Origin of the sequence: Nocardioides sp. AE5 (assembly GCF_031844485.1) — a bacterium.
GTDB lineage: Bacteria > Actinomycetota > Actinomycetes > Propionibacteriales > Nocardioidaceae > Nocardioides.
On the sequence record NZ_JAUZVI010000005.1, the window covers coordinates 174,221 to 199,274 of the forward strand.

The window sequence follows — 25,054 nt, forward strand, 5'->3', positions numbered from 1 at the left end:
CAGTCAGCCCCGGATCATGCTTCCGCACATGTAGTCGCCAGGGGAGACCTGCTTCCACTGGCCATTGTTGAGCTGGATGACCTTCTGGCAGTTGGCTCCCTTGCCGGGGCCGACCCCGTAAGGCGCGTGCAGGCCGTTGGCGGTCCATTTGTCCACCTTCTTCAGCCCAGCGACCAGGTTGGCCCGGTTCAGGTTTCCGCCCAGCGCCAGCGACTGCTCCACGAAGAGACGGGTGGCCGACCAGGCGTAGAGGCCGTAGAAGTTGGGCACCGCGCCCGGTTTCACCTGTTGCAGCCACGCCATGTAGAGCTGCATCTCCTTGTTCTTGGTGTTCGTGAACAGGTCGTTGCTCATGTAGACGTAGACCCCGTTGCCCAGGTCTCCGGCCTGCTTGACGTACTTGGCGTCGTAGGCGGTGGCGTCGAAGAAGATCACATCCGGTTTGAAATTCTGCTGCTTCATCGCCTGCTGCAACTTCACACTGTTCTCCAGCGGACCCAGGTAATGGACCATCTTGATGCCCTTGTTCTTCATCTGCTGGACATAGGTCGCGAAGTTGAACTCGTCGACCTTGATGCCCTGCAGGTAGTCGACCTTCCACCCTGCCTTTCCCCAGGCGGCGGCCTGCGCCTTCGCGTTCGGCGGCGAGGCACCTGCGTCGATGTAGAGGACGGCCACGTGCTGGGTGGCGTCCTTGAAGTTCTGGACGAACCACTTGGCCATCGCATCCGGCACCACACCGGTGTCCACGGCCTGGGCCGCGAAACAGGTGGTGCACTTCTGGCGCTCCGGGTTGACGATGGTGGAGCGGATGTCGGGCAGGCCGCACTTCTGCGCAGTCGCGGCACCACCGGAGTCGAAGGCCGACATCGAGCCGACCGTCGCGAAGGCGGACTCACAGGCCTTGGCGTAGGCCTGCTGGTCGGCACCGGCATCGGTGCGACTGTCGAGCAATTGCACCTCGAGCTTGCGGCCACAGATACTGCTGTTGGCGTTGAAATACGCAGCGTAGGCGCGGGTGGCGTCCTGGGCGGAGGAGAAGATGCCCGGCACCGGTCCGGAGATGTCGGACGCGTTGGCGATGGTGATCTTGTCGTTGGTGATGCCGGTCTGGTTCTTGAAGCCGTCACAACTCACCTTGGGCCCTGCGCCGCCCGCCGAGTTGGCGCCACTGGACGGGGACCCGCTGGTCCCTCCCCCGCCACTGGAGGCGGTGCTGCCACCACCCCCGCCGCTGGACCCGCCCGCGTCCGCCGGGCCGGAGTCGCCCCCGACGGCGCCGCCTTCGTCAGCGGGCAGGTCGCCCGCCGCCGGGTCGCCGCCGTCGACCACCCCGGCGTCACCGCCGCCGGCGAGGTTGCTGTCACCACCACCGGCCTGGCCACCAGTCACGTTGGTGCCGTTGACCTGGGCGACCGTCTCCGGGTCGAGTTGCGAGCCGCAGGCAGCCACGCTCAGGGCGAGCGCAACCGCAGCGGCAATCTTGAGCCGGGTCCGGACGTTCGGAGCGGTTCGGTTCTTGGGCATGGGACCTCACAGGGACGGAGTGCCAACATCCGTCCAACGAGTCCATGTGGCAAAGGTCACTGGAACTTGTTCTATTTTTTTCCAGCCCTCCGTACCCCGGGCATCCCCCGGGATCGCGTCAGCCGGCGAGCGCCTCGGTGATCGGCACCGTGCCGTCGTTGAACTCGATGGTGCGCCCGATCGTGGACTCGTCCACCAGCGCCGCCGCGGCCACCAGCGCCACGTTCTCCCGCGACACGGTGCTGCCACCAGACGCCGGGGCCACCTCGATCAGCCCGGTGGCGGGCTCCAGCGTCAGTCCGCTCGGTCCGAGCACCGTCCAGGCCAGGTCGCTGACCCGCAGGTGTGCGTCGGCCGCGGCCTTCGCCTCGGCGTAGTGGAAGAACGGCACGGTCTCCGGGACCCCGTGGTCGGGGCCGGCGCCGAAGTAGGAGACCATCACGAAGCGCTCCACACCCTGCGCGCCCGCCGCGTCGATCGCGCGGATCGCGGCGTCGCGGTCCACGGCGTACGTCCGCTCCGGGTTCCCGCCACCGGCGCCGGCCGAGAAGACCACGGCGTCGTGGCCGGCGAGCAGCTCGCCGATGCCCGTCGTGTCGAGCGTCTCGATGTCGGCCACGACCGGTGTCGCCCCGGTCGCCGCGACGTCGTGGGCGTGGTCCGGGTTGCGGAAGACCGACGTGACCGCCTCGCCTCGGTCCGACAGGATCCTGGCCAGATGGAGGGCCACCTTGCCGTGGCCACCGATGATTGCAATGCGTGACATGCCTCGACCGTACGCCGCGGGGCCAACGCAGGTGATTGACTCGTGCTGCGCCACGGAAGGAACGCCATGACCAAGCCCGAGACCGAGTCCGAACCGTCCCCCATTGCCGGCCTCCACGCCGACGACATAGAGGTCCATCAGGGCTCGAAGTCCCTGCTGCCCCGCACCACCCTGGCGCTGCACCCCGGCGAGGTGGCCGTGGTCCGCGGAGGACCGGGCAGCGCCCACACCGCGCTGGCCCTCGCCCTGGCCGGACGCCTGCCCCTGGACGTCGGGCAGGTCAGCCTGGACGGCGACCAGCGACCCGGCACCCTGCAACGGGCGGTCGCGATCGTGGACGCCCCCGGGGTCACCGAACCCGACGACGGCGTCCCGCTGCACACGATCGTGGGCGAGGAGATGGCAATGGCCGGGCAGCGGGCCCGACGCAGCGACGTACGCCGCCTGCTGGCCGATGAGGGACTTGCCGGGCATCGCGACTCCCCGATGGACGAGGTGCCCGTCGCGCTCCGGATCGGGGCACTTGCCCGGTTGGCCGCCAGCCGCCCGGGCGTCGGCTACGTGGTGCTCACCCTGCCCGAGCGCCACGGCCTGCCCCCGACCCAGTGGCTGGACCTAGCCCGCTCCCTGGCCGACAAGGGGTCCGGCGTGCTGGTCACCGCCAGCGCCGCAGTCGACCTGCCACCCGACGTACCTGTCTTCACCCTCGGCCCCGAGGAGGCATCACGGTGAACTCCCTGCGCATCGCACTGACCGAACTGCGCCGGCTCACCGCTGGCCGGCTGCCCAAGGTCGCCCTGCTGGCGATGACCCTGATTCCCACGCTCTATGCCGGGCTCTACCTCTATGCCAACCATGACCCCTACGACCGCCTGGACCAGGTGCCGGCAGCGCTGGTGGTCGAGGACGCCGGCGCCACCGACACCTCCGGTGCCCGGGTCGAGGCGGGGCGCCAGGTCGCCGACCAGTTGCTGGACCGACGCGACTTCGGCTGGCGGGAGGTGACCCGCGCCGAGGCCGAGCGCGGCGTACGGGAAGGCCGCTACGACTTCGCCTTGGCCATCCCCCGTGACTTCTCGGTCGCGCTGACCAGCGCCGCGACCAGCGACCCGGAGCAGGCCCGGCTGCAGATGATCACCAACGACGCCAACTCCTACCTGTCGACCACCATCGCCAACAGCGTCACCGACAAGGTGCGCGACGCAGTGGCACAGCAGGTCTCCGAGAAGGCCGCGGAATCCTTCCTGCTCGGCCTGACCGACGTCCGCCAGGGACTGCTCACCGGCGCCGACGGGGCCGGGCAACTCGCCTCCGGCGCCGACCGGGCAGAGCAGGGGGCCGGGCGCCTGACCGACGGGGCGACCACCCTCTCCTCGGGCGCCACCACCCTGGCCGACGGGATGAAGACCCTGGACCAGGGCCTGGCCGAACTCGAGGAAGCGACCTCCGGCCTCCCCGATGCGACCACCAAGCTGGCCACCGGTGCCCGCCAGGTCGCCACCGCCGACGCCACCATCGCCGGCTATGGCGATGCAGCCGCGACCGCCGTGACCGACCTGCAGACGGCCTGGCAGGACAACCGCGACGACCTGGTCACCCTGATGCAGGGCCAGGGCCTCGACCAGGACCAGCAGCAGGCCATCCTCGACGCCTACGACACCCTGGGCCAACCCCTGGCCGATGTCGGCACCCGGGTCACCGAGGCGAACGACCAGCTGGCCCAGTTGGCGGCCGGGGCGGACGCCGTGGCCGACGGCGCCGAGGAACTCGCCCAGGCTGCTCCGGACCTGGCCGGTGGCATCGCCGAGGCGCACGCCGGCTCGACCAGGCTGAACACCGGCGCCGCCCAACTCGCCAGCGGCGCCGCTGACCTGGCCGAGGGTGCTACCGAGTTGCAGACCGGTCTCAGCGAACTCCACGACGGCGCCAGCGACCTGCAGCAGGGCCTGGCCGACGGTGCCGCCCAGGTGCCCGGGATGGACGCGGAGACCCGGGCGCGGGTGGCCCAGACCATCGGCAACCCGGTCGACATCCGCTCCACCTCCCAGGCCGAAGCCAGCTCGTACGGCGCCGGCCTGGCTCCCTTCTTCCTCGCCCTGGCTGCCTGGATCGGTGGCTATGTCCTCTTCCTGCTGGTCCGTCCGCTCTCGCCGCGGGCGCTGGCCGCCAACGTGACTCCGCTGCGGGTCGCCCTGGGTGGCTGGATCCCACCGCTGCTGGTCGGCCTGGCCCAGATGACCGTGGTGCTGGCCGTGGTCGCCTTCGCCCTGGACATCAGGCCAGCGCACCTGCCCGCCACCCTGGTCTTCCTGATGGTCACCTCCGCGACCTTCATCGCGATCATCCACGCGCTCAACGCCTGGCTGGGCACCGCCGGTCAGTTCCTGGGACTGGTGCTGATGGTGGTGCAACTGGTCACTGCCGGGGGCACCTTCCCGTGGCAGACGATCCCGCAGCCACTCCACGTGCTGCACCACCTGCTGCCGATGAGCTATGCCGTGGATGGGCTGCGCCAGTTGATGTACGGCGGCATGGCCGACCGGGTCTGGCTCGATCTGGCCGCGCTCGCCGTCTGGCTGGGCGCCGCACTGCTGGTGACCAGCCGGGTGGCCCGGCACCAACGGGTCTGGTCGGTCAAGCGGGTCCGGCCAGAGCTGGCCCTGTGATCGGGTCCGGCGAACCGGCCCTGTGCACCGGCCCGGCGAGCCGACCGGGGTAGGTTCGCCCGCATGGGCCGCACCTCAGACCGCCGCCGGGTCACCCGGATCCGGGGCACGCGCGCGTCCGCACGCCCGGACACCCTTGCCGTGGAGGAGCCGCTCGAGATCAGGGTCAACGGCGAGCAGTACGCCGTCACCATGCGCACCCCCGGTGACGACTTCGAGCTCGCCGTCGGCTTCCTGGTCGCCGAGGGGGTGCTGGGCACGGCAACCGACGTGGCCCGGGTCCGGTTCTGCGAGGACGGCCGCCCGGACCCGACGTACAACGTGGTCGACGTGACCCTCGCCGACGGCGTCGCACCACCGCACACCCACCGCCACCACGCGGTGACCAGCTCGTGCGGGATCTGCGGGCGCGACAGTCTCGACGCAGTCCGCACCGCAGCCCGCTGGTCGGTTGCCGACGACGACCTGCACCTCACCGCGGCGACCATTGCCGCGCTGCCCGCGCGACTCCGCGCCGGGCAGGGCATCTTCGATCGGACCGGCGGGCTGCACGCTGCGGGCCTCTTCGCCGCCGATGGCACCCTGCTGTGCCTGCGCGAGGACGTGGGTCGCCACAACGCGGTGGACAAGGTGATCGGCTGGGCGCTGCTCGAGGGGCACCTGCCGCTGCGCGGTCGCCTGCTCCAGCTCAGCGGCCGGGTCTCGTTCGAGCTGGTGCAGAAGGCGTGGCTGGCCGGAATCCCGCTGATCAGTGCGGTCTCGGCACCCTCGACCCTGGCCGTCGATCTGGCCCGGGAGGCCGGGATCACCCTGGCCGGCTTCGTCCGCGGCGGCACGATGAACCTGTACGCCGGCGAGCACCGGGTGGGGCTGCCCGAGGAGGCTCCGGTCACCGGGCCGGGCGCGGCTCCAGCCTGACCAGGACCGACTTGGACGTCGGTGTGTTGCTGCCCTCGGCCGTGCTGTCCAGCGGCACCAGCACGTTCGTCTCCGGAAAGTACGCCGCGGCGCACTGCCGGGCAGTGGGGAACGAGACCACCCGGAACGACTCGGCCCGCCGCTCGGCCCCACCCGGGCTGTCGGCGACCCCGACCAGGTCGACCATCGCGGCATCGGCGATGCCCAGGTCGGCCAGATCGTCGGGGTTCACGAAGACCACCCGGCGCCCGTTGCTGATCCCGCGATAACGGTCGTCGAGGCCATAGATGGTGGTGTTGTACTGGTCGTGGGAGCGGATCGTCTGCAGGAGCAGGTGGCCCTGCGGCACCTGGAGCACCTCGAGGTGGTTGGCGGTGAAGTTCGCCTTGCCGGTGCTGGTCGGGAATCGCCGCGCGTCGCGCGGCGGGTGCGGCAGCACGAACCCGTCCTCGCCACGGATCCGCGTGTTGAAGTCCTCGAAGCCGGGCACCACGCGGGCGATCCGGTCCCGGATCGTGTCGTAGTCGTCCTCGAAGCCCTGCCAGTCCACCACCGAGTCGGGCAGGGTGCGCCGGGCGAGGCGGGCGACGATGGCGACCTCGCTGAGCAGCGTCTCCGCAGCCGGGGCGAGGTGGCCCCGGGAGGCATGGACGGCGCACATCGAGTCCTCCACCGAGACGAACTGATCGCCGCTGGCCTGGCGGTCGACCTCGGTGCGGCCCAGCGTGGGCAGGATCAGTGCCTTCTCCCCGGTGACCAGGTGCGAGCGGTTGAGTTTGGTGGAGACGTGGACGGTGAGCCGGCAGGTGCGCATCGCCGCCTCGGTCACCTCGGTGTCCGGGGTCGCCGAGACGAAGTTGCCGCCGACGGCGAAGAAGACCTTCACCCGCCCGTCGCGCATCGCCCGGATCGTCTCCACCGTGTCGAAGCCGTGCTCGCGGGGTGGCTCGAAGCCAAACTCGGCGCCCAGGGCGTCGAGGAACGCGGCCGGTGGCTTCTCGTAGATGCCCATCGTCCGGTCGCCCTGGACGTTGCTGTGCCCCCGCACCGGGCAGACCCCGGCGCCGGGACGACCGATGTTGCCGCGCAGCAGGAGCACGTTGACGATCTCGCGGATCGTGGGCACTGAGTTCCTGTGCTGGGTCAGGCCCATTGCCCAGCAGACCACGGTCCGCTCGGAGGCGAGCAGCATCGCCGCCGTCTGCTCGATCTCGCTGCGCGTGAGGCCGGTCGCGGCGCCGACCTGGTCCCAGTCCAGGGCGCGCACGTGGTCGGCGTACTCGGCGAACCCGTGGGTGTGCTCGTCGATGAAGGACTGGTCCAGCACGCTGGGGTCCTTCTCCGCGGCCTCGAGCAGCAGGCGACCGAGCGCCTGGAAGAGGGCCAGGTCGCCGTTGACCCGGATCTGCAGGAAGAGGTCGGCCAGCCGGGTGCCGCGGCCGATGACCCCGGAGGGGTTCTGCGGGTTCTTGAAGCGGATCAGGCCGGCCTCGGGCAACGGGTTGATGGTGATGATCTTGCTGCCGGCCCGCTTGGCCTTCTCCAGGGCGGAGAGCATCCGCGGGTGGTTGGTGCCGGGGTTCTGGCCGACCACCAGGATCAGGTCGGCCCGGTGCACGTCCTCCAGGCTGACGCTGCCCTTGCCGATGCCGATCGTCTCGGTGAGCGCCACGCCGCTGGACTCGTGGCACATGTTCGAGCAGTCGGGCATGTTGTTGGTGCCAAACTCGCGGGCGAAGAGCTGGTAGGCGAAGGCGGCCTCGTTGCTGGTCCGCCCGGAGGTGTAGAACGCCGCCTCGTCGGGTGAGTCCAGCCGCTGCAGTTCGGCGGCGACCAGGTCGAATGCCTCGTCCCAGCCGATCGGGCGATAGTGGGTGTCGCCGGCGGTGAAGAGCATCGGCTCGGTGAGCCGGCCCTGCTGCCCGAGCCAGTAGCCACTGCGCCAGGCCAGGTCGTCGACGGAGTGGCTGGCGAAGAAGTCGCGGGTGATCCGCCGCTCGGTCGCCTCCTCGGCGACGGCCTTGGCGCCGTTCTCGCAGAACTCTGCGGCGTGGCGGTGCTTCCCCTCCGGCCAGGCGCAACCGGGGCAGTCGAAACCGTCCTTCTGGTTGATCCGGGCCATCGTCCGGGTGGCGCGCACCGGGCCCATCTGGTCGCGCAGGTGCTTCATCGAGGAGACGACGGCCTTCACGCCAGCGGCATGGTCGACCGGGTCACTCACCTCGAGGGCGGAGTCGTCGACGTCGTGTTCGGGGGCAGGCTTGACCACACCCTGACCATAGCCCCAACCCGGGGGGGGCGCGGGGCCCCGTTCTCGGGTCAGGAACTGGTCGTGCCGGTGCCGGTCGGTGTGGCGTCGTCCCCGCTGGTGTCGTCGCCAGTGGTGTCAGCGTCGGTGGTGTCGGCGTCGGTGGTGTCGGCGTCGCGCGCGGCGGTCCGCGTGTCCTCACCGAAGACGCCGGCCTCGGCCGCCAGCCGGGCCTTGCGGATGTGGCGGGCGAAGCTCCACAAGAGCAGTGCCACCACGACGATCAACCCGATGAAGAGCGCCAGTCCCCAGCCACCGGCGACGACGTCCTTCGCCTCGGGCGGCGCCTCCTCCTCGGCGCGCAGGGCAAACAGCAAGGCATGGTCCATGGAGCCGATCATCGCACCAGCACCGGACCCTTCGAACCACGGGGTTCGTGGTCGCGGATCATCGGGGCCCGGATCCGTCCACGACGTCCCTGATCCCGGCGAAGAGATCCTCCTCGGGCTGGCCGTCGGGCCGGCGCAGCGGGCCGACGTGGCTGATCACCAGTTCGAACTCCTCGGTGGGCCAGACGGCCTGTTGCAGGTCCAGCGGCACGGCGAACCAGTGGCCGTCCGGGTCGATCTGCGTGGCGTGGGCGAGCAGCGCCTGGTCACGGGTGGCGAAGTAGTCCCCGCACGGGACCCGGGTGGTGATCCGGGCGTCGTGCTCGGGGTCCTCCTTCCACTTCTCCAGCCGCTCGGCCCACGGCGACTCCAGTCCCGCGGCCACCATCGCCTCGTGGATGGCGACGGTGCGCGGCCGGTTGAAGCCGTGCTGGTAGTAGAGCTTGAGCGGCTGCCATGCGGGTCCGGCCTCCGGATACTGTTCCGGGTCGGCGGCCGCGGCGAACGCGTGCATCGAGATGTTGTGGCACTGGATGTGGTCCGGGTGCGGGTAGCCGCCGTTCTCGTCGTACGTCGTGACCACGTGGGGGCGGAACTCGCGGATCAGCCGGACCAGTGGCGCGGCCGCCTCTTCGACGGGCACCAGCGCGAAGCATCCCTCGGGCAGCGGCGGCTTGGGGTCGCCCTCGGGCCACCCCGAGTCGATGAACCCGAGCCAGTCCTGGGTGACGCCGAGGATGTCGCGGGCCCGCTCCATCTCACCGCGCCGGATCTCGGTGATGTTGGCAAGCACGTCGGGGCGGTCCATCCGCGGGTTGAGCACCGATCCGCGCTCCCCGCCGGTGCAGGTGACCACGTGTACGTCGACCCCCTCGGCGACGTACTTCGCGGTGGTTGCTGCTCCCTTGCTGGATTCGTCGTCCGGGTGCGCGTGCACGTGCATCAACCGGAGTCGCTCCGGCGCCTGGTTCTGCATGGAGGCGATTCTAGGTGGGCACCGATCACGTGGGATCATTCGGTTCGTGAGCCTCGACCTGTCCGACCGCTATGGCACCCGCCGCACCGGCCGGCGACCCCTGCTCATCGTCGTCTGTTCGGCCCTGGCCGCGATCTTCCTGGGCTGGCTGGCATGGGCCGCCTGGTTCCACGGCAATCCCGAGGTGACCTCCGAGATGCCGCGGTGGACCGTGGTCAGCGAGCACCAGGCCGACGTGGTGGTCACCGTCCGGATCCACGAGGCCGAGGGCGTCAACTGCAAGGTCCGGGCGCTCTCGGAGGACCATGTCGTGGTCGGCGAGCACAATTTCACCCCGGTGGAGGGCACCAACGAGGTCTCGGTGCGCACCGAGCGGCGGGCGGCCACGATCGACCTGGTCGGCTGCACCTCCGAGGAGCAGAACAGACCTCGCTGAATCGTGTCCTGCACCCCGGTCTTTGCTAGCATGGCGACTTCCACCCCTCGAGCAGGGCATGCAGTGCCGCCGATGGTGCAAGCACGCATGTGACCTTGCCAAGCGGATCCTGTACGTCCCATGACGTCACCGACGGCCGTTCGAGGTGAGTCCATCCGCACGCCAAGCAGGAGTTGTACCTATGACTGAGCAGGGAACCATCTGGCTGACCCAGGAAGCTCACGCCAAGCTCCAGGCAGAACTCGAGGACCTGAAGGGCCCGCTCCGCCAGGAGATCATCGAGCGCATCGCCGCCGCCCGCGAAGAGGGTGACCTCAAGGAGAACAGCGGCTATCACGCCGCCAAGGACCAGCAGGGCCAGCAGGAGGCCCGCGTCCGCCAGATCGAGGACATCCTCCGCCGCGCCGAGGTCGGCGAGACGCCGCCCGACGACGGCGTCGTCGAGCCCGGCATGGTCGTGGAGGTCAAGCTGCTCGACTTCGACGAGAACGAGAAGTTCCTGCTGGGCGCCCGCGAGAACCTCAAGGAGGGCGACGACCTCACCGTGTACTCGCCCGAGTCCGCGATGGGTGCCGCGATCAACGGCCACAAGAAGGGCGAGACGGTCTCCTACACCGCCCCCAACGGCAAGGAACTCAAGGTCGAGATCCTCGACGCTGAGCCCTACCGCGCCTGATCCCACGCGCCCGGGCCCGTCCAGGCCCGCGCGCCTGGACGGCAACCACGCAGATGCACCCGTTCGGCCCCGGTTCACCACGAACCGGGGCCGTTTCGGTGCATCTGCACCGCTTCGGCCCGCTGGTCCGGGGGCACGCCCTCACTCGTGGACGGTGTATCCGCGCTCGCGCAGCCTCGCCAGCAGGGTCGCGGCATGGTCGGCGCCGCGGGTCTCGACCTGCACCTGCACCTCGACCTCGTCGAGCAGCAGTTGCGGGGAGGTCCGCTCGTGCGCGACCTCCAAGACGTTGGCCTGCAACTCGGCCAGCTCACCGAGCAGGGTTGCCAACCCTCCGGGGGTGTCCGGGATCAGCACGCTCAGGCTGAGGTAGCGGCCGGCCGCGGCGAGGCCGTGGCGGATCACCTTGCCGAGCAACAGCGGGTCGATGTTGCCGCCCGAGAGCACGGCGACGGCCGGGGTCGTGAAGTGCGACGGATCATCCAGCAGGGCAGCCACCGCGGCGGCACCCGCTGGTTCGACGACCAGCTTGGCCCGCTCGGCCAGGGAGAGCAGTGCCCGCGACAACGACTCCTCCGAGACGGTGACCACCTCGTCGACGCAGCCCCGGATGGCCCGGAACGGTACGTCCCCCGGGCGGCCGACCGCGATGCCGTCGGCCATGGTGGACATCTGCTCGAGGGCGACCGGCTCGCCGGCCAGCAAGGACGCCGGGAAGGCAGCCGCGCCCTCTGCCTGCACGCCGACCAGCCGCACGGTCGGGTCGAGCGCCTTGATCGCGATCGCCATGCCGGCGACCAGGCCGCCACCTCCGGTGGGGACCAGCACGGTGCGCACGTCCGGGGCCTGCTCGAGCACCTCGAGGCCCGCCGTACCCTGCCCGGCCACGATGTCGACATGATCGAACGGGTGGATCAGCACTGCCCCGGTCCGCTCAGCGAACTCGCGGGCGCCGACCAGCGACTGGTCGATGTACTTGCCGTGGAAGACCACCTCGGCGCCATAGGCGCGGGTCGCCTTCTCCTTGGGGATCGGGGCACCCTCGGGCATGAAGACGGTCGAGCGGATGCCGAGCAGGCTCGCCGCCAGCGCCACCCCCTGGGCGTGGTTGCCGGCCGAGGCCGCGACCACGCCACGGGCACGCTCGTCGGCGGAGAGGCGGGCGATGCGGGTGTAGGCGCCGCGAATCTTGAAGGAACCGGTGCGCTGCAGGTTCTCGCACTTGAGGTGCACCGGGCCACCGGCCAGCGCCGAGAGCCACCGTGACTCCTCCATCGGCGTACGGACCGCGACACCGTGCAGCGTCTCCCGGGCGGACTCGATGTCGGCCAGGGTGACCTCGGGGACCGGTGTCTCCTCAGGCATCCCCTGCGCCCCGAGGCCCTGGCGTCGTCGACGCATCGGACGCCGCTCCGGGGCTGCTCGTGCCGGCCGGGCCCACCGGCTCGTCGTGGGCGTCCGCCAGCTGTTCCGGATCGTCGGGCCGGGGTCCGATGTCGTCCTTCAGTGCCTGTTCCGGTGGTGACTCACCGACCTCGGTGAAGCTGGCCAGGTGCTGGCTGACCGCGTTGACCACCGCCGCCAGCGGCACCGCGATCAACGCACCGCCGACCCCGGCGACGAGGACACCGCAACCGATCGCGACGATGACGCCGAGCGGGTGGACCGAGACGAAGCGGCCCATCAGGAACGGCTGCAGGATGTGTCCCTCGACCTGCTGGACCAGGATCACGCCACCCAGCATCAGCAGGGCAGTGACCGGTCCGTGCGCCACCAGCGCGACCAGGACCGCGACCGAGCCCGCCACGGTGGCACCGATCATCGGCACGAACGCACCGAGGAAGACCAGGACGCCGATCGGCAGCACCAGCGGTACGTCGAGCAGGTAGGCCACGATCATGATCCCGATCGCGTCCACCAGCGCCACGATCACCGTGGCCCGGACGAACTGGGTCAGCGACACCCAGGCGACCTTGCCCGAACTGTCCACCTTCTCGCGGGCCGCGCGGGGGAACATCCGGACCACCCAGGCCCAGATCCGCTGGCCGTCGGCGAGGAAGAAGTACGTCGCGAAGAGGATGATGAAGATGCCGGCGACGATGTGGGTCAGCGCGGTGCCGAACTGGGTCACCTGGGTGACCACCTCGGGGTCCTGGGTGCGCTCGGTGATCGCCTTCTGCGCCTCCTCGATCCAGCCGTTGATCTGCGAGTCACTGGCGTTGAGGGGGCCGTCCTTGAGCCAGACCCGGATCTTGCCGAGGCCGTCGACGACCTGGTCGGCCAGTTCGGTGCCGCCCCGGATGATCTCGCGCCCGACGAAGGTGACCAGGGCGATGATCATGCCCAGGCCGGTGATCGTGATCAGCAACGCGGAGACCGCCTGAGGGATCCCGATCCGCTTCAGGCCCCGGACGCCGGGGTTGGCCAGCGCCGCGATCAGCAGCGCCACCATCAGCGGCAGGGTGATCACCGCGAAGAAGCGCATCACCCACAGCACCGCGACCAGCGCCACCGCGATCACGATGAAGCGCCAGGCCCACGCTGCGGCCAGGTCCACGCCCCAGGGCACCTCGGCACGACGCAGGTTGGACGGGCCGGTCTCGATCGGACGCACTTCGGTCCGCTCGGCACGGCGCTCGGCACGGATCAGGGCCCACTGATGGGCGAACTGCTGGGTCAGGCGCTCGGAGAGGCGTTCCTCGTCATCGCTGTCGCGCTCGGACCGCTCCGCGCGTTCACGGCGTACGGTGCGCCGGCGCCGTCTCCGGGTCTCGCCGGCCTCCTCGACGCCACCGCGGTCCTCCTCGGGCTGCTCTCCCTCGTTCTCCACGCCCGACAGGCTATGCCACCCGGGAGACCAGGCGGTCGACCAACGCGTGTGCCGCCGCCGGGTGTTCGCCCAGCAACAGCCCCGCAGCAAAGATCACCTGGTCGCTGTCCACGACCAGGTCCGGCGCCTCGGGCACCTGCCAGCCCGCTGCGGCAGGCAGGCCGGTGAGGATCCGGCGTACGTCGTCGGGGGTTGCCGCGCGCAGGACGCCGCCCGCCCCGACCAGCAACTCCACCCGGCGCAGGTCCTTGCCGCTCCGCTCGACGACGCGACCGTCCGCACCGGGGACCACCCGGGAGCGCCCGCAGTGGCGGCGGAGTGCGATTCCGGCGGCAATGGTGGCGATCTCGACGTCTGCGGCGAGTTCTGCCGGGTCCGCTCCCGGGCCGGGCAGGTACGCCGGATCGGCCGCGCGCCGTGCTGCCGCGGCGACCAGTTCCGGATCAGCATCCAGGACGCGCTCATCGATGCCCGCCCGGACCGTGCTCGGGGCACTCCACCGCATCCCGAGGTCGGCCTCGACGGTGCGGGTCAGCGGTACCGGTGCCACCACCTCGCGGGAGAGCGGCCCGTCTGCGACGACCTCGAGTGCGGAGTGGACGTCCGTGGTCGCGCCGCCGATGTCGACCACGGCCACGTCTCCGCTGATCCGGCTGGACAGCAGGCTGACGCCGTCCAGGACCAGGTCGGGGGTGGCGCCGCGGACCATCGCCGCGAAGTCGGCCCGGTGGCTCAATTGCTTGCCGCCGATCACGTGGGCCAGGAACATCTCGCGCACCGCGGACCTGGCCGACTCCGGGGCGAAGACGCCGATCCGCGGGACGATGTTGTCGGCCACCACGTGGGGCACCTCGGCCAGGATCGCGCTGGCCGCCTCCCGCGCCGCGACGTTGCCGGCCACCACGACCGGCACACCCCCGCTGCCGGTCGTGGCCAGGTGGCGGGCCGCGCCCAGCAGGTGGCGACTGTTGCCGCCGTCGGTGCCGCCGGTGAGCAGCACCACGTCCGGGCGGGCGGAGTGCAGCCCCGGCAGGAAGTCGGGGGTGTCGGCTGCGGAGATGGTGGCGACCACGCGCCCGCCGCTGCTCAGCGCGACCCGACGCCCGGCCTCCGCGGTGACCAGTTCCTCGTTGCCGACCACGGCGATCCGCAGTCCGCCGCCGGCCGAGGAGCAGGCCAGGACCTGCGCCGTACGGGCCCGGGGATCAGCCTCGGCAAGGCTCGCACGGCAGGCATCCAGCCCGGCCAGCACATCGGTGTCGATGGTGGTCCGGTGGGTGGCCGAGGCAAGGAGGGCGCCGTCGGCCGGGTCGATGAGCAGCGCCTTGGTGAACGTGGACCCGAAGTCCACGCAGACCAGGGGCCCCGCCATCGTGGGCTCCCGACTCAGGCCCGGCCGGTGGCCAGGTCGAGTGCCCGGTCGAGGTCGGCGACCAGGTCCTCGGCAGTCTCGATGCCGACACTGAGCCGGATCAGGTCCGCGGGCACCTCGAGGTCGGTGCCGGCCACCGAGGCGTGGGTCATCCGGCCCGGGTGCTCGATCAGGGACTCGACGCCGCCGAGCGACTCTCCCAGAGTGAAGACCTGCGCCTGGGCGCAGACGTCGAGGGCGGCCTGCTCGCCACCGGCGACCCGGAACGAGACGATGCCGCCATAGCGCTTCATCTGGCGTGAGGCGACCTCGTGGCCGGGGTGGTCGGGCAGCCCCGGATAGATCACCTGCGCCACTGCCGGATGGTTGGCCAGGAAGGTGACCACCTGTTCCGCGTTGTCGCAGTGGCGGTCCATCCGCACGCCCAGCGTCTTCAGGCCGCGGTGGACCAGGAACGAGTCGAAGGGGCCGGCCACGGCTCCGATCGAGTTCTGGTGGAAGGCCACCTGCTCGGCCAGTTCCAGGTCGCGCACCACCAGCGCTCCACCGACCACGTCGGAGTGGCCGCCGGCGTACTTGGTGGTCGAGTGGACCACCACGTCAGCGCCCAGGGTCAGTGGCTGCTGCAGGTAGGAGGAGGCGAAGGTGTTGTCCACGACCAGGAGTGCGCCGGCCTCGTGGGCGACGGCCGCGAGCGCCTCGATGTCGCCGACGTTGAGCAGCGGGTTGGTCGGCGTCTCCAGCCAGACCAGCTTCGTCTGCCCCGGGCGGATCGCGGCCCGGACCGCGTCGACGTCGGAGACCGGGGCGGGGCTGTTCTCCAGGCCCCACGCCTTCTCGACCTTCTCGAAGAGGCGGTAGGTGCCGCCATAGGCGTCGTCGGGGACCACGACGTGGTCACCGGGGCGGCACACGGTGCGGACCAGGGTGTCCTCGGCGGCGAGGCCGGAGGCGAAGGCAAAGCCCCGCTCCCCTTCCTCCAGCGCAGCCAGCACGCCCTCGAGCGCGGTCCGGGTCGGGTTGGCCGAGCGGCTGTATTCATAACCGCCGCGCAGGCCGCCGACGCCGTCCTGCTTGTAGGTGCTGGTGGCATAGATCGGCGGGATCACCGCACCGGTCATCTCGTCGGGCTCGTAGCCGGCGTGGATGGCGCGGGTCTCGAAGCCCGACTTGGACCTGTGTTCGGAGGTGCTCACGCCGCCCACCCTACTCACCGCGCCGGCCGTCACCTACCACCGTGCGCTGCCTCACCATCACCGCGTCCGACCTGACTGTGGTGTCGTCTGCAGTCACCACGTGACAGCAAACGACATGTCAAGCTCCCGGGGGCCCGGCACCGGGCGGCGTACCCCGGCGTCAGGCGGATCGTTGGATGTTTCATGAGTCACCTTCGCGCACTCCGGGACCTCTTGGCCGCGGCGACCGCCACCGCGGCGCTCACCCTCGCTCCGATGACGCTGGTCCCGACTGCCCATGCGGACGAATCCGGCAGCCGGGTGGCCGGGCTGGGGACGATCCTCGACGGCGTGATCGCGCTGCTCCCGCCCCTCCCCGTCGAGGACACGGCGTACACCGGGGAGATCTGCGCGGACGGGTCGTCGGCGTGCATCGACGCCACCATCGTCCGGATGCAGGACCGGCTCGACGAACTGGTCGAGACCTGTGACCACGCGGCGATCTTCTCCCTGGCCTACCTGCGGGTGACCGAGGACGTGCGTGCCGCCCTGGCCGAAGGGGTCTATGCGGACCCGGTCTGGCTCAACCGGATCGACGCCGTCTTCGCCGAGGAATACTTCACCACCGTCGCCAACTGGCAGGCCGGGCGCACCGACCTGGTGCCCCAGGCCTGGCAGATCGCGTTGCGCACCGAGGACAAGAAGTCGATGACCGCGCTGGGCAACTTCATGCTGGCGATGAACGCCCACATCAACCGCGACTTCCCCTACGTCACCGCCGAGGTGGGCGTGACGGGTCCGAACGGGGTCTCGCACAAGGCCGACCACGACGCCTACAACAAGCGCCTGGACGCACTGCTCGACCCGGTCTTCGCAGAGATGGCGGCGCGCTTCGATCCGCGCTTCGACGACCTCGACATCGCGATTCCGGCCGCCTTCATCATGCGCGGTTGGCGGGAGATGGTCTGGCGCCACACCGAACTGCTGGTGCTGGCCAGGACCCCGGCACAGCGGAAGGTGGTGGAGGCGGAGATCGAGGCGTACGCCGCCGCGCAGGCGCAGTTGATCACGCTGCTGTTCTCGGCCCCGAACTCCCGGGCCCGCGACGCCTGGTGCGCCCAGCACGGGCGTGGATGATCCGGGGCGCTTGCGCTGTTGGGGAGACTGGAAGCACCCGCACCCCTGAGGAGTCATCCATGTTCGGCCGCACCAAGACGGAGATCCCCACGCCCGAGGCCGCGCTGCCGGGCCGCACCGAGGCCTGGTTCCCGATCCCGGAGCGGCACCTGGTGCTGGACGCCCCGGTGCGCACCGACGAGGTGCCCGACGGGCTGGAGGTCGCGGTCTTCGGTCTGGGCTGCTTCTGGGGCGCCGAGGAGATCTACTGGGGCAAGCCCGGCGTCTGGTCCACCTCGGTCGGGTACGCCGGCGGCTCGACACCGCACCCGTCGTACGAGGAGGTCTGCTCCGGGATGACCGGGCACACCGAGGCAGTGCGGGTGGTCTTCGACCCGGACGTGATCTCCTACGCCGACCTGGTGAAGACGTTCTTCGAGGTGCACGACCCGACCCAGGGGATGCGCCAGGGCAACGACGTCGGCACGCAGTATCGCTCCGCGCTCTACACGCTGGGCGAGGAGCAGCGGGCGACCGCGATCGAGCTGACCCGGGTGTACGGCGAGGAGCTCGCCCGCCGCGGCCTGGGTGAGATCACCACCGAGATCCGACCCGCCGACACCTACTACTACGCCGAGCCGGTGCACCAGCAGTACCTCGCCCGCAACCCGAACGGCTACCGCTGCCACGCGAACACGGGCGTGCCGTTCCCGAGCAACGCGTGATCTCCATGTCGGCCCCAGGCAGACGCAGGCGCGGAGAGCAGCGACGCCCAGCAGTGAGCGGGGTGCGGCGTACGCTGGGGCGATGAGCACACCTGCCGAGATCGGCCTGGCCCGCTGGCACGCCCTCGTCGCATCACAGGACCCCTCAGGGCTCCGCGAGATGATCGCCGAGGATGCCGTCTTCCGCTCCCCCGCCGTGCACCGGCCCCAGGAGGGGCGCGACCTGGTCCAGCTCTACCTGACCGGGGCGATCAACGTGCTCGGCCCGACCCTGTCGTACGCCGACGAGTGGGTCCGCGAGCGGGACGCGATCCTGGAGTTCACTGCGAACCTCGACGACCTCGAGGTCTCCGGCATCGACCGGATCACCTGGGACGAGGACGGGCAGATCGTCGCCTTCACCGTGATGGTGCGACCGGTCAGCGCGCTCAACAGGCTGATCGAGAAGATGGGCGCCGAACTCTCCCGCCTCGCGGGCTGAGGCTGGTCAGGGCGCCCCGAGGGACGCCTCAGCGCGTCGCCTGCGCGCAGACCCACCCCGGGGGCAACGTGTCGGTGGCGATCAGGTCGAGCAGGGCGGCCGTGGCCTCCTCGTCGATCTCGCGGTCGGCGACCGGATAGACGATCGGCTCCTCCTTGGCGTTGTGCGCCTCGAGCCTGCCCAGCAGGTCCGCACAGGCTGCGGAGAGGTCCTGGCCGGCGTCGGCGGCCAACGCTGCATCGATCGCGACCATCGCGTCCCACAACTCGCCGTGCTCACGCAGCATCACGAAGACCGGTGCCATCAACCCGGCAGCGCGCAGCGGCGGGAAGAGGAACTCCTCCTCCAGGTAGATGTGGCGGCGCAGCGCCACCATCGCCTCGCCGAGGGCGGCCAGGTCCGGCTCCGTCCCGGCCAAGGAGGCGACGTACGCCTCGATGCCTGCGTCGATCTCGCGGTGCTCACGCTCGAGTGCCCCGCTCAGGGTGGTCTCGCCTGCCACGGCAACCTCCAGAAGGCCAGTATTTTCCACGGAGTTTTGCCATCAATAATACCGTTGGGTGCAGCTCAGGCCGGGGCTGGATCAGGCGCGACCGATCGCGAACGCGGTGATGAAGCCCAGGGTTGCGATCAGGCCGGTGGAGAGGTGCGCCTTCTCGAACGCCTCCGGGATCATCGTGTCCGCGACCATCGCCAGGATCGCGCCCGCAGCGATCGCCGTGATCACCGCGATCGCCTCGGGCGGGGCGCCATCCAGCACGAGCACGCCGAGCATCCCGGCCACACCACTGAGGACGGCGATCCCGATCCAGACGCCGAACACATAGCGCGCCGTGCGGCCGTTGGCCTTCATCCCGGCAGAACTGGACAGGCCCTCGGGCAGGTTCGAGACCGCGATCGCGGCCAGCACCGGCACCCCGACGCCGCCTCCGCCGAGCAGGGAGAGGCCCAGCACCACCGACTCCGGTACGCCGTCCAGCAGGGCACCGATGGCGATCGCCGTCCCGCTGCCCGCCTGTTCCTCCTCCGAGGGCTGCTGGTCACCTGAGCGCTTGCGGTGCTGCGCACCTCGCCGGGCCAGGAGCGCGTTGGCCGCGACGTACACGGTGGCCCCGCCCACGAATCCGGCCGCCGTGGGCCACAGGCCACCCACGGACTCCGCCTCGTCGACCAGGTCGAAGGAGAGCGCCGAGATCAGCACGCCGGCACCGAAGGCCATCACCACCGCGACCACGCGCGGTGGCACCCGCACCGTCCACGCGATCGCGGCACCGAGCACCAGCGACCCTCCGGCCAGGAGGCCCCACAGCCCGGCCTCGAGCCACAGCGGCATCAGTGCGACACCGTCACTCAGCCACCCAGGAGCCGCGCCCGCCCCAGCCGCCGGCCCACCCACCGGCGCCGCGGTACGCCGTACCGGGGCCGCGCGAGCCGAGGTAGGAGCCGACCACGGCGGCACCGAGGTCGTCGAGTTCCGGGGCGACCACGGTGCCGTCGGCGCGCCGGGCCATCGAGTCGATGAACCGGGCCAGGCCGGGGTCCTCGCCCAGGCGGAAGAAGGTGGTCTGGGCGCCGAGGCGCCGTGCGTTGTCGAGCTCGCGCACGCTGTAGGCAATCGTCAACGGATGCGGTGGGTATTCGAACCACACCTCGCCGTTCGGCTCCAGGTGCGCGGTCGGCTCACCGTCGGTGACGATCAGCAGCACCGGCTGCGCGTTGGGGTGCTTGCGGAAGTGGCGGTTGGCCAGCAGCAACCCGTGGTGCAGGTTGGTGCCCTTGTCCCAGAAGGCGTCCTTGGCGGTGAGTTCCTCGATCTCCATCACCTGCGCATGGCGACCGAAGCCGATCAGTTGCAGGTGGTCGCCGCGGAACCGGCTGCGGATCAGCGTGTGCAGCGCCAGCGCGGTCCGCTTCATCGGCACCCAACGCCCGTCCATCGCCATCGAGAAGGAGGTGTCCACCAGCAGCGCCACCGCGGCCTGGGTGCGGGCCTCGGTCTCGGTGACCTCGACGTCGCCGATCTCCAGGCGTACGCCGCCACGCGGGTCCTTCCCGTCGGCCACGGTGCGGAGCACGGCGTTGTTCACGGTGCGCGGGATGTCCCAGGGCTCGGTGTCGCCGAAGGCCCACTCCCGGGTGGCTCCGCTCCGCTCACCAGCTGCCCCGGCCTGGCGCAGGTCACGGGCGCCCTGGCGCCCGGACATCCGCCTTCCCACGTCCTTGAGCAGGGCCTTGCCGAGTTGCCGCATCGCCTTGGGCGAGAGGCGGTAGTTGCCGGTCGAGTCCTTCTTGAGGTAGCCGGTCTCGCGCAGCGCCTTCTCCAGTTCGGCGAGCTTGCGGGCATCCACCGCAGCCTCGTCGCCGAGCTGGCGGGCCAGCTTGTCCAGGTCCAGATCGTCCATCCGGGCACCGGCATAGCTCTGCGAGAGCTGGTCGAAGAGCTCGTCGAGTTCGGCCAGGTCCTGCAGCGCGCCGGTGCCATCCCCCAGGCCCATCCCCTGCTCGCCCTCGAACCGCTCCGAGCCGCTCCAGTCCTCACCGGGGCGGGCCGCCTGCAGGTTGGCGTCGAGGCGGGCCAGTTGCTCGGCCAGTTCGGGTGATCCGAACGCCTGGGCGGAGAGCTGCATCAGCTCCTCACGCTGCTCGGGGGTCATCGAGTTGAGCATCCGCTGGGCCGCGGCCGAGCGCTGGGCGAGGGTGTCGAGGAGCTCGTCGATGTCCTTCGGGTTCTCCGGGAAGAAGTCACCATGCTTCCTCATGAACGCGTCGAAGTCGGCCTGGGTGTCGGTGCCGGCCGCGTGCTTCTCGAGCAGGTCGTTGAGGTCGGCGAGCATCTGGTTGATCCGCTCGCGGTCCTCCTCGGTGGCCCCCTCCATCGCCTGCTTCATCCCGGCGAACCGCTGGTCGAGCAGCTCGCGACCGAGCAGGTCCTTGATCTGCTCGTATGCCTCGCGCGCCTCACCGCTCTGCCACTCATAGTTGGCCAGCTCGCTGACCGCGGCGGCGGTGGAGGAGGACAGGTTCTCCAGCTGCATCTCGCGCAGCGTCCGGTCGGTGTCGTCGAGGTCGATGTCGCGGGCGAGCTGGCCGCGCTCGGCCAGGACCGCCTTGTCGAGCAGTTCGCGGACCTCGTTCATGGTGCCGTCGAGGTTGTGCCGCTGGAGCAGGTCGCGGCGCTTCTCCGCGATCCGGCGGGCCAGGTCGTCCAGGCCGCGCTGGTCGGTGCCGCCGCGGCGCAGGAACTCGCTCATCGCCCGCTCCGGCGAATAGCCGGCCATCACGTCTTCACCGATGGCGTCCAGCGCCTCAGCCAGGTCGACCGGCGGTGCGAGCGGGTCCGGCCCGCCGTCGTAGCGGCCGTAGCGCGACGACTTGGAGCGTGGGCTCATTGCCCGTACGTCGTCTCGCCGGCGTCGCTGGTCTCCTTGCTGACCTTGCGGGCCAGGAAGAGGCCCTCCAGGGCGAGCTCGATCGCGCTGGCCCGTTCGCCGGCGTTGGTGGCACTGAACCGCTCCACGATTTGTTCGTAGAAGTCGGACTCGCCGAGCACCGGGAGGCCCTGGAGCAGTTCCACGGCGGTGACCCGCTCACCGGTGGTGACCGAGGCACCGTCTTCGATGGCGTTGATCAGCACCGCGAAGTCGATGCCGCGGAACGTGCCACGAACCGTCTCCGCGATCGCGGTGCGGAGCAGGTGCTCGAGGATCTGCCGCTCCCGGCCCTCCTCGCCGGTCTCGAACTCGATCTTGCCGCCGAGCACGTCGACCGCGGTCTCCAGGTCGACCACCCGGGCGACCGCGTCCTCCTCGCCGCGGACGGTGGCGCGGTGCAGGGCCGCGGCGGCAATGGTCTCGGCGCCGGCGATGGCGAACCGGGCGCTCACTCCGGAGCGCTGGTCGACGGCGCTGGACTCGCGCAGCGCACGCGTGAACCGGGCCAGGATCTCGATCAGGTGGTCGGGCACGGTGGCGGCCAGGTGGGCCTCCTGGCGGATCACTGCGATCTCCGCGTCCAGGGCGGCCGGATAGTGCGTGCGGATCTCGGCACCGAACCGGTCCTTGAGCGGGGTGATGATCCGGCCCCGGTTGGTGTAGTCCTCCGGGTTGGCGCTGGCCATCACCAGCACGTCGAGCGGGAGGCGCAGCACGTAGCCGCGGACCTGGATGTCGCGTTCCTCCATCACGTTGAGCATCGCGACCTGGATCCGCTCGGCGAGGTCGGGGAGTTCGTTGATCACCACGATGCCGCGGTGGCTGCGCGGGATCAGCCCGAAGTGAATGGTCTCCGGGTCACCCAGGGAACGGCCCTCGGCGACCTTCATCGGGTCGACGTCACCGATCAGGTCGGCGACCGAGGTGTCCGGGGTGGCCAGCTTCTCGGCGTACCGTTCCTCGCGGCCCAGCCAGGCGACCGGGAGGTCATCACCGAGTTCGGCGGCCCGCCGGATGCTACCCGGGGTGATCGGCTCGTACGGGTGCTCGCCGAGTTCGCTGCCCTCGATCACCGGCGCCCACTCGTCGAGCAGGCCGACCAGGGTGCGCAGCAGCCGGGTCTTGCCTTGGCCGCGCTCGCCGAGCAGCACAATGTCGTGCCCGGCGATGATGGCGCGCTCGACCTGCGGGACCACCGTGGACTCGAAGCCGTGCAGGCCCGGCCAGGGGTCCTCCCCCGCGGCCAGTTTGATGAGCAGGTTGTCGCGGAGCTCGGAGCGGAGGTCCTTGAGCTGGTGGCCGGAGGCGCGGAGCTCGCCGAGCGTGGTGATGGTGGGAGCAGTCACGGGCCCAACGCTAACCCGGTTCGCAAGACCGCGCTGGGGTGGTGCGGATTCACTCCCCGGTCAGGCCGTCGATGGATTCGCGGATCAGGTCGGCGTGGCCGTTGTGGCGGGCGTACTCCTCGATCATGTGCACCAGGATCCAGCGCAGGCTGAACTTGGGCTGGCCCGTCTCACGGCTGGTCAAGGCGGACCCGGCGTCCGGGCCGTCGGCGGCAGCCAGGATCGCGTCGGAGGCGGCGACCGCGTCCTCAAGGAGCTGGCGCAACTGCGCAGGTGTGTCGTCGGAGGCGGAGTGCCAGTCCCAGTCGTCGTCGGCCTCCCAGTCGACTCCCTGCCAGACCGGCGCGTCGTCGTTGCCGGCGAAGACCACGCTGAACCAGTTGTCCTCGACCAGGGCGAGGTGCTTGATCATCCCGCCCAGCGTCATCTCGCTCGGTGGCAGCCGGGTGTCGAGCTGGGCCGCGTCAAGGTCGGCCGTCTTCTGCCGGAACGTGTCGCGGTGATAGTCGAGGTAGGCGCGGAGCATGGTCATCTCGTCCGCGTGCAGGGGCGGGTCGATGCGCTGGATGGTGTTCATGCCTCGTCACGCTAGCGAGATCGGCCCTGCGCGTCACCCGGTTTCCGGGTGGCTACCGTGGCGGGCATGAGCGCTTCTGTCTTCGGCTCCATGACCTGTCCGTGTGGCACCGGCACGTCGTACGGCGGGTGCTGCGGCCGGTTCCACCGCGGTGCGGCGCTGCCGGCGACGGCCGAAGAACTGATGCGGTCGAGGTATGCGGCGTACGCCGTGGACGAACTCGACTACGTGTTCCGGACCTGGCACCCGAGGACTCGGCCGACCGATCCGAAGCCACAGCCGGGCACGACCTGGGTGGCGCTGGAGATCCTGGACACCGTCGATGGTTCTGCCGACGACGAGACCGGGATGGTCGAGTTCCGCGCGCACTTCCGCGATGCCTCAGGGGCCGGTGTGCTCCACGAACGCAGCACCTTCACCCGCCGGGCAGGCCGCTGGTTCTACCTGAGCCGGGAGGAGTGAAGCGTTTGCGGCATCCGGTGCCGGAAAGGCTTCACTCCTCTGGTGATCACGTCCAGCGGGAACCAGCCACGACCGGCTCGGCCGCGCCACCGGTCAGCTCGGCCAGCACCGCTGCCAGATCGAATGGCGCGGCCGCCGGTACGCCGAGCAGCAGCGACACCTCGGCGGCGTAGGACACGTCGAGGACGGCGACTCCGCGCTGGCGCAGTTCGGTCTCCAACCGGCCCGCGTCGGCGTGCGAGACCTCCACCCGGTGCTCGACCATCAGCCGCCGCTCCACGGTCCCGGCCGCCTCCAGCCCCGCACGCACCGCGTCGCCGTACGCCCGGACCAGTCCACCAGCACCCAGCAGCACACCACCGAACCAGCGGGTGACCACCGCGACCACGTCACTCACCTCGTGCCCGCGGAGCACCTCCAACATCGGGGCGCCTGCCGTCCCTGCCGGCTCGCCGTCGTCGCTGGAACGCTGCACCGCGCCGTCCGGGCCGAGCACGAACGCAGAGCAGGTGTGCCGCGCGTCCCAGTGCTCCTTGCGCAGCGCCTCGATCACCGCCCGCGCTGCCGCCTCGTCGGAGACCGGCTCGACGGTGCACAGGAAGCGTGAGCGCTTCACCTCGATTTCCGCCGTCGCCCCGCGGCCTGCGGTCAGATAGGAGGTGACGGCCATGCATCGATCGTAGGACCGGTCAGCGGAAGGCACACCCGCTGGTCATCCCCAGCCGCTTGAGCACCAGCGCCGCGGGGCAGAAGCCCGTGATGCTGGACTGCAGCAGATTGAGGCCAACGAATGCGGGGAGCAGCAGCCACCACTGGGACACACTGACGGCGAGCGTTACGCCGATCAGGACGAGGCTGCCGGCAAGTGCCCGGACTGCACGATCAAGGTTCATGGGTTCTCCTCTGGGCAGGCGCCGGGCAGGCGCGCCCGGCGATC

The 25,054-nt window shown here is 70.5% G+C and carries 25 protein-coding genes; 9 read left to right on the forward strand and 16 right to left on the reverse strand.

Going from position 1 to position 25,054, the window contains the following annotated elements:
* Positions 1–3: 3 nt before the first annotated feature.
* Together Q9R27_RS09810 and Q9R27_RS09815 are read right to left on the reverse strand one after the other, a co-directional pair.
* A complete protein-coding gene (locus tag Q9R27_RS09810) occupies positions 4–1,527 on the reverse strand; it encodes an ABC transporter substrate-binding protein (protein ID WP_311252195.1) in 1,524 nt (507 codons plus the stop codon).
* Between the two features lie 118 nt (positions 1,528–1,645).
* Complete coding sequence (locus Q9R27_RS09815; RefSeq protein ID WP_311252196.1) at positions 1,646–2,293, reverse strand: NAD(P)H-binding protein; 648 nt, start codon at positions 2,291–2,293, stop codon at positions 1,646–1,648.
* A 66-nt stretch (positions 2,294–2,359) separates the two neighbouring features.
* Between Q9R27_RS09815 and Q9R27_RS09820 the strand changes: the two genes are divergently transcribed.
* The 3 genes from Q9R27_RS09820 to fdhD all read left to right on the forward strand — a co-directional run bounded on the left by Q9R27_RS09820 (position 2,360) and on the right by fdhD (position 5,877).
* Complete coding sequence (locus tag Q9R27_RS09820) at positions 2,360–3,025, forward strand: hypothetical protein (RefSeq protein ID WP_311252197.1); 666 nt, start codon at positions 2,360–2,362, stop codon at positions 3,023–3,025.
* Complete coding sequence (locus Q9R27_RS09825) at positions 3,022–4,959, forward strand: YhgE/Pip domain-containing protein (RefSeq protein WP_311252198.1); 1,938 nt, start codon at positions 3,022–3,024, stop codon at positions 4,957–4,959. Before Q9R27_RS09820 ends, Q9R27_RS09825 begins: the two co-directional genes overlap by 4 nt.
* A gap of 63 nt (positions 4,960–5,022) precedes the next feature.
* On the forward strand, positions 5,023–5,877 hold the full coding sequence (gene fdhD, locus Q9R27_RS09830) for a formate dehydrogenase accessory sulfurtransferase FdhD (protein WP_311252199.1): 855 nt from the start codon (positions 5,023–5,025) through the stop codon (positions 5,875–5,877).
* Here the strand turns inward: fdhD and Q9R27_RS09835 are convergent.
* Genes Q9R27_RS09835 through mca form a run of 3 tightly spaced genes read right to left on the reverse strand, consistent with a single transcriptional unit; the run spans position 5,849 to position 9,490 of the window.
* Positions 5,849–8,146, reverse strand: a complete 2,298-nt coding sequence (locus Q9R27_RS09835) for an FdhF/YdeP family oxidoreductase (RefSeq protein ID WP_311252200.1) — start codon at positions 8,144–8,146, stop codon at positions 5,849–5,851. The genes fdhD and Q9R27_RS09835 overlap by 29 nt on opposite strands.
* 50 nt (positions 8,147–8,196) lie before the next feature.
* Complete coding sequence (locus tag Q9R27_RS09840; protein ID WP_311252201.1) at positions 8,197–8,514, reverse strand: hypothetical protein; 318 nt, start codon at positions 8,512–8,514, stop codon at positions 8,197–8,199.
* Between the two features lie 58 nt (positions 8,515–8,572).
* A complete protein-coding gene (gene mca, locus Q9R27_RS09845) occupies positions 8,573–9,490 on the reverse strand; it encodes a mycothiol conjugate amidase Mca (RefSeq protein ID WP_311252202.1) in 918 nt (305 codons plus the stop codon).
* A 46-nt stretch (positions 9,491–9,536) separates the two neighbouring features.
* Here mca and Q9R27_RS09850 point away from each other — a divergent pair, with 46 nt between their 5' ends.
* Complete coding sequence (locus tag Q9R27_RS09850; RefSeq protein WP_311252203.1) at positions 9,537–9,926, forward strand: DUF4307 domain-containing protein; 390 nt, start codon at positions 9,537–9,539, stop codon at positions 9,924–9,926.
* Between the two features lie 181 nt (positions 9,927–10,107).
* A complete protein-coding gene (gene greA / locus Q9R27_RS09855; RefSeq protein ID WP_311252204.1) occupies positions 10,108–10,602 on the forward strand; it encodes a transcription elongation factor GreA in 495 nt (164 codons plus the stop codon).
* 141 nt (positions 10,603–10,743) lie between these two features.
* Here greA and ilvA read toward each other — a convergent pair whose 3' ends face one another.
* From ilvA to Q9R27_RS09875, 4 genes are read right to left on the reverse strand one after another with little or no spacing between them, the layout of a single operon-like run.
* The gene (gene ilvA / locus Q9R27_RS09860; RefSeq protein WP_311252205.1) at positions 10,744–11,967 is read right to left on the reverse strand and encodes a threonine ammonia-lyase; all 1,224 of its coding nucleotides are present in this window, start codon (positions 11,965–11,967) and stop codon (positions 10,744–10,746) included.
* Positions 11,960–13,432, reverse strand: coding sequence for an AI-2E family transporter (locus Q9R27_RS09865; RefSeq protein ID WP_311252206.1), 1,473 nt, complete (start codon positions 13,430–13,432; stop codon positions 11,960–11,962). Before Q9R27_RS09865 ends, ilvA begins: the two co-directional genes overlap by 8 nt.
* Before the next feature lie 10 nt (positions 13,433–13,442).
* Positions 13,443–14,804, reverse strand: coding sequence for a glutamate mutase L (locus Q9R27_RS09870; protein ID WP_311252207.1), 1,362 nt, complete (start codon positions 14,802–14,804; stop codon positions 13,443–13,445).
* Positions 14,805–14,818: 14 nt separating this feature from the next.
* Positions 14,819–16,000, reverse strand: a complete 1,182-nt coding sequence (locus Q9R27_RS09875) for a cystathionine gamma-synthase (protein WP_311252208.1) — start codon at positions 15,998–16,000, stop codon at positions 14,819–14,821.
* A gap of 183 nt (positions 16,001–16,183) precedes the next feature.
* Here Q9R27_RS09875 and Q9R27_RS09880 point away from each other — a divergent pair, with 183 nt between their 5' ends.
* The 3 genes from Q9R27_RS09880 (at position 16,184) to Q9R27_RS09890 (ending at position 18,301) form a co-directional block, all read left to right on the forward strand.
* Positions 16,184–17,116: a DUF5995 family protein gene (locus Q9R27_RS09880; protein WP_311252209.1), complete on the forward strand. Its 933-nt coding sequence runs from the start codon at positions 16,184–16,186 to the stop codon at positions 17,114–17,116.
* Positions 17,117–17,175: 59 nt separating this feature from the next.
* Positions 17,176–17,820, forward strand: coding sequence for a peptide-methionine (S)-S-oxide reductase MsrA (gene msrA / locus Q9R27_RS09885; protein WP_311252210.1), 645 nt, complete (start codon positions 17,176–17,178; stop codon positions 17,818–17,820).
* Between the two features lie 82 nt (positions 17,821–17,902).
* Positions 17,903–18,301, forward strand: coding sequence for a nuclear transport factor 2 family protein (locus Q9R27_RS09890; RefSeq protein WP_311252211.1), 399 nt, complete (start codon positions 17,903–17,905; stop codon positions 18,299–18,301).
* A 28-nt stretch (positions 18,302–18,329) separates the two neighbouring features.
* Here Q9R27_RS09890 and Q9R27_RS09895 read toward each other — a convergent pair whose 3' ends face one another.
* From Q9R27_RS09895 to Q9R27_RS09915, 5 genes are all read right to left on the reverse strand, one after another.
* On the reverse strand, positions 18,330–18,803 hold the full coding sequence (locus tag Q9R27_RS09895) for a hemerythrin domain-containing protein (RefSeq protein ID WP_311252212.1): 474 nt from the start codon (positions 18,801–18,803) through the stop codon (positions 18,330–18,332).
* Positions 18,804–18,884: 81 nt separating this feature from the next.
* On the reverse strand, positions 18,885–19,634 hold the full coding sequence (locus Q9R27_RS09900) for a ZIP family zinc transporter (protein ID WP_311252213.1): 750 nt from the start codon (positions 19,632–19,634) through the stop codon (positions 18,885–18,887).
* 13 nt (positions 19,635–19,647) lie between these two features.
* A complete protein-coding gene (locus Q9R27_RS09905) occupies positions 19,648–21,690 on the reverse strand; it encodes a VWA domain-containing protein (protein WP_311252214.1) in 2,043 nt (680 codons plus the stop codon).
* Entirely contained in the window at positions 21,687–23,078 is a 1,392-nt protein-coding gene (locus Q9R27_RS09910) for a magnesium chelatase (protein ID WP_311252215.1), read from the reverse strand. Before Q9R27_RS09910 ends, Q9R27_RS09905 begins: the two co-directional genes overlap by 4 nt.
* Before the next feature lie 49 nt (positions 23,079–23,127).
* Positions 23,128–23,655, reverse strand: a complete 528-nt coding sequence (locus Q9R27_RS09915) for a DinB family protein (RefSeq protein WP_311252216.1) — start codon at positions 23,653–23,655, stop codon at positions 23,128–23,130.
* Between the two features lie 66 nt (positions 23,656–23,721).
* On the opposite strand from Q9R27_RS09915, the gene Q9R27_RS09920 reads away from it, so the two are divergent.
* A complete protein-coding gene (locus Q9R27_RS09920) occupies positions 23,722–24,117 on the forward strand; it encodes a YchJ family metal-binding protein (protein ID WP_311252217.1) in 396 nt (131 codons plus the stop codon).
* Between the two features lie 46 nt (positions 24,118–24,163).
* On the opposite strand, the gene Q9R27_RS09925 is transcribed toward Q9R27_RS09920, so the two are convergent.
* The gene (locus tag Q9R27_RS09925; protein ID WP_311252218.1) at positions 24,164–24,787 is read right to left on the reverse strand and encodes a YigZ family protein; all 624 of its coding nucleotides are present in this window, start codon (positions 24,785–24,787) and stop codon (positions 24,164–24,166) included.
* 19 nt (positions 24,788–24,806) lie between these two features.
* Positions 24,807–25,010, reverse strand: a complete 204-nt coding sequence (locus Q9R27_RS09930) for a DUF2892 domain-containing protein (protein WP_311252219.1) — start codon at positions 25,008–25,010, stop codon at positions 24,807–24,809.
* Positions 25,011–25,054: the final 44 nt, after the last annotated feature.

Coding starts and splice junctions, on each gene's coding strand:
- Q9R27_RS09810 (WP_311252195.1), bottom strand. CDS start 1,527: ATGCCCAAGAACCGAACCGCTCCGAACGTCCGGACCCGGCTCAAGATT.
- Q9R27_RS09815 (WP_311252196.1), bottom strand. CDS start 2,293: ATGTCACGCATTGCAATCATCGGTGGCCACGGCAAGGTGGCCCTCCAT.
- Q9R27_RS09820 (WP_311252197.1), top strand. CDS start 2,360: ATGACCAAGCCCGAGACCGAGTCCGAACCGTCCCCCATTGCCGGCCTC.
- fdhD (WP_311252199.1), top strand. CDS start 5,023: ATGGGCCGCACCTCAGACCGCCGCCGGGTCACCCGGATCCGGGGCACG.
- Q9R27_RS09840 (WP_311252201.1), bottom strand. CDS start 8,514: ATGGACCATGCCTTGCTGTTTGCCCTGCGCGCCGAGGAGGAGGCGCCG.
- mca (WP_311252202.1), bottom strand. CDS start 9,490: ATGCAGAACCAGGCGCCGGAGCGACTCCGGTTGATGCACGTGCACGCG.
- greA (WP_311252204.1), top strand. CDS start 10,108: ATGACTGAGCAGGGAACCATCTGGCTGACCCAGGAAGCTCACGCCAAG.
- ilvA (WP_311252205.1), bottom strand. CDS start 11,967: ATGCCTGAGGAGACACCGGTCCCCGAGGTCACCCTGGCCGACATCGAG.
- Q9R27_RS09870 (WP_311252207.1), bottom strand. CDS start 14,804: ATGGCGGGGCCCCTGGTCTGCGTGGACTTCGGGTCCACGTTCACCAAG.
- Q9R27_RS09880 (WP_311252209.1), top strand. CDS start 16,184: ATGAGTCACCTTCGCGCACTCCGGGACCTCTTGGCCGCGGCGACCGCC.
- msrA (WP_311252210.1), top strand. CDS start 17,176: ATGTTCGGCCGCACCAAGACGGAGATCCCCACGCCCGAGGCCGCGCTG.
- Q9R27_RS09890 (WP_311252211.1), top strand. CDS start 17,903: ATGAGCACACCTGCCGAGATCGGCCTGGCCCGCTGGCACGCCCTCGTC.
- Q9R27_RS09900 (WP_311252213.1), bottom strand. CDS start 19,634: ATGCCGCTGTGGCTCGAGGCCGGGCTGTGGGGCCTCCTGGCCGGAGGG.
- Q9R27_RS09905 (WP_311252214.1), bottom strand. CDS start 21,690: ATGAGCCCACGCTCCAAGTCGTCGCGCTACGGCCGCTACGACGGCGGG.
- Q9R27_RS09915 (WP_311252216.1), bottom strand. CDS start 23,655: ATGAACACCATCCAGCGCATCGACCCGCCCCTGCACGCGGACGAGATG.
- Q9R27_RS09920 (WP_311252217.1), top strand. CDS start 23,722: ATGAGCGCTTCTGTCTTCGGCTCCATGACCTGTCCGTGTGGCACCGGC.
- Q9R27_RS09925 (WP_311252218.1), bottom strand. CDS start 24,787: ATGGCCGTCACCTCCTATCTGACCGCAGGCCGCGGGGCGACGGCGGAA.
- Q9R27_RS09930 (WP_311252219.1), bottom strand. CDS start 25,010: ATGAACCTTGATCGTGCAGTCCGGGCACTTGCCGGCAGCCTCGTCCTG.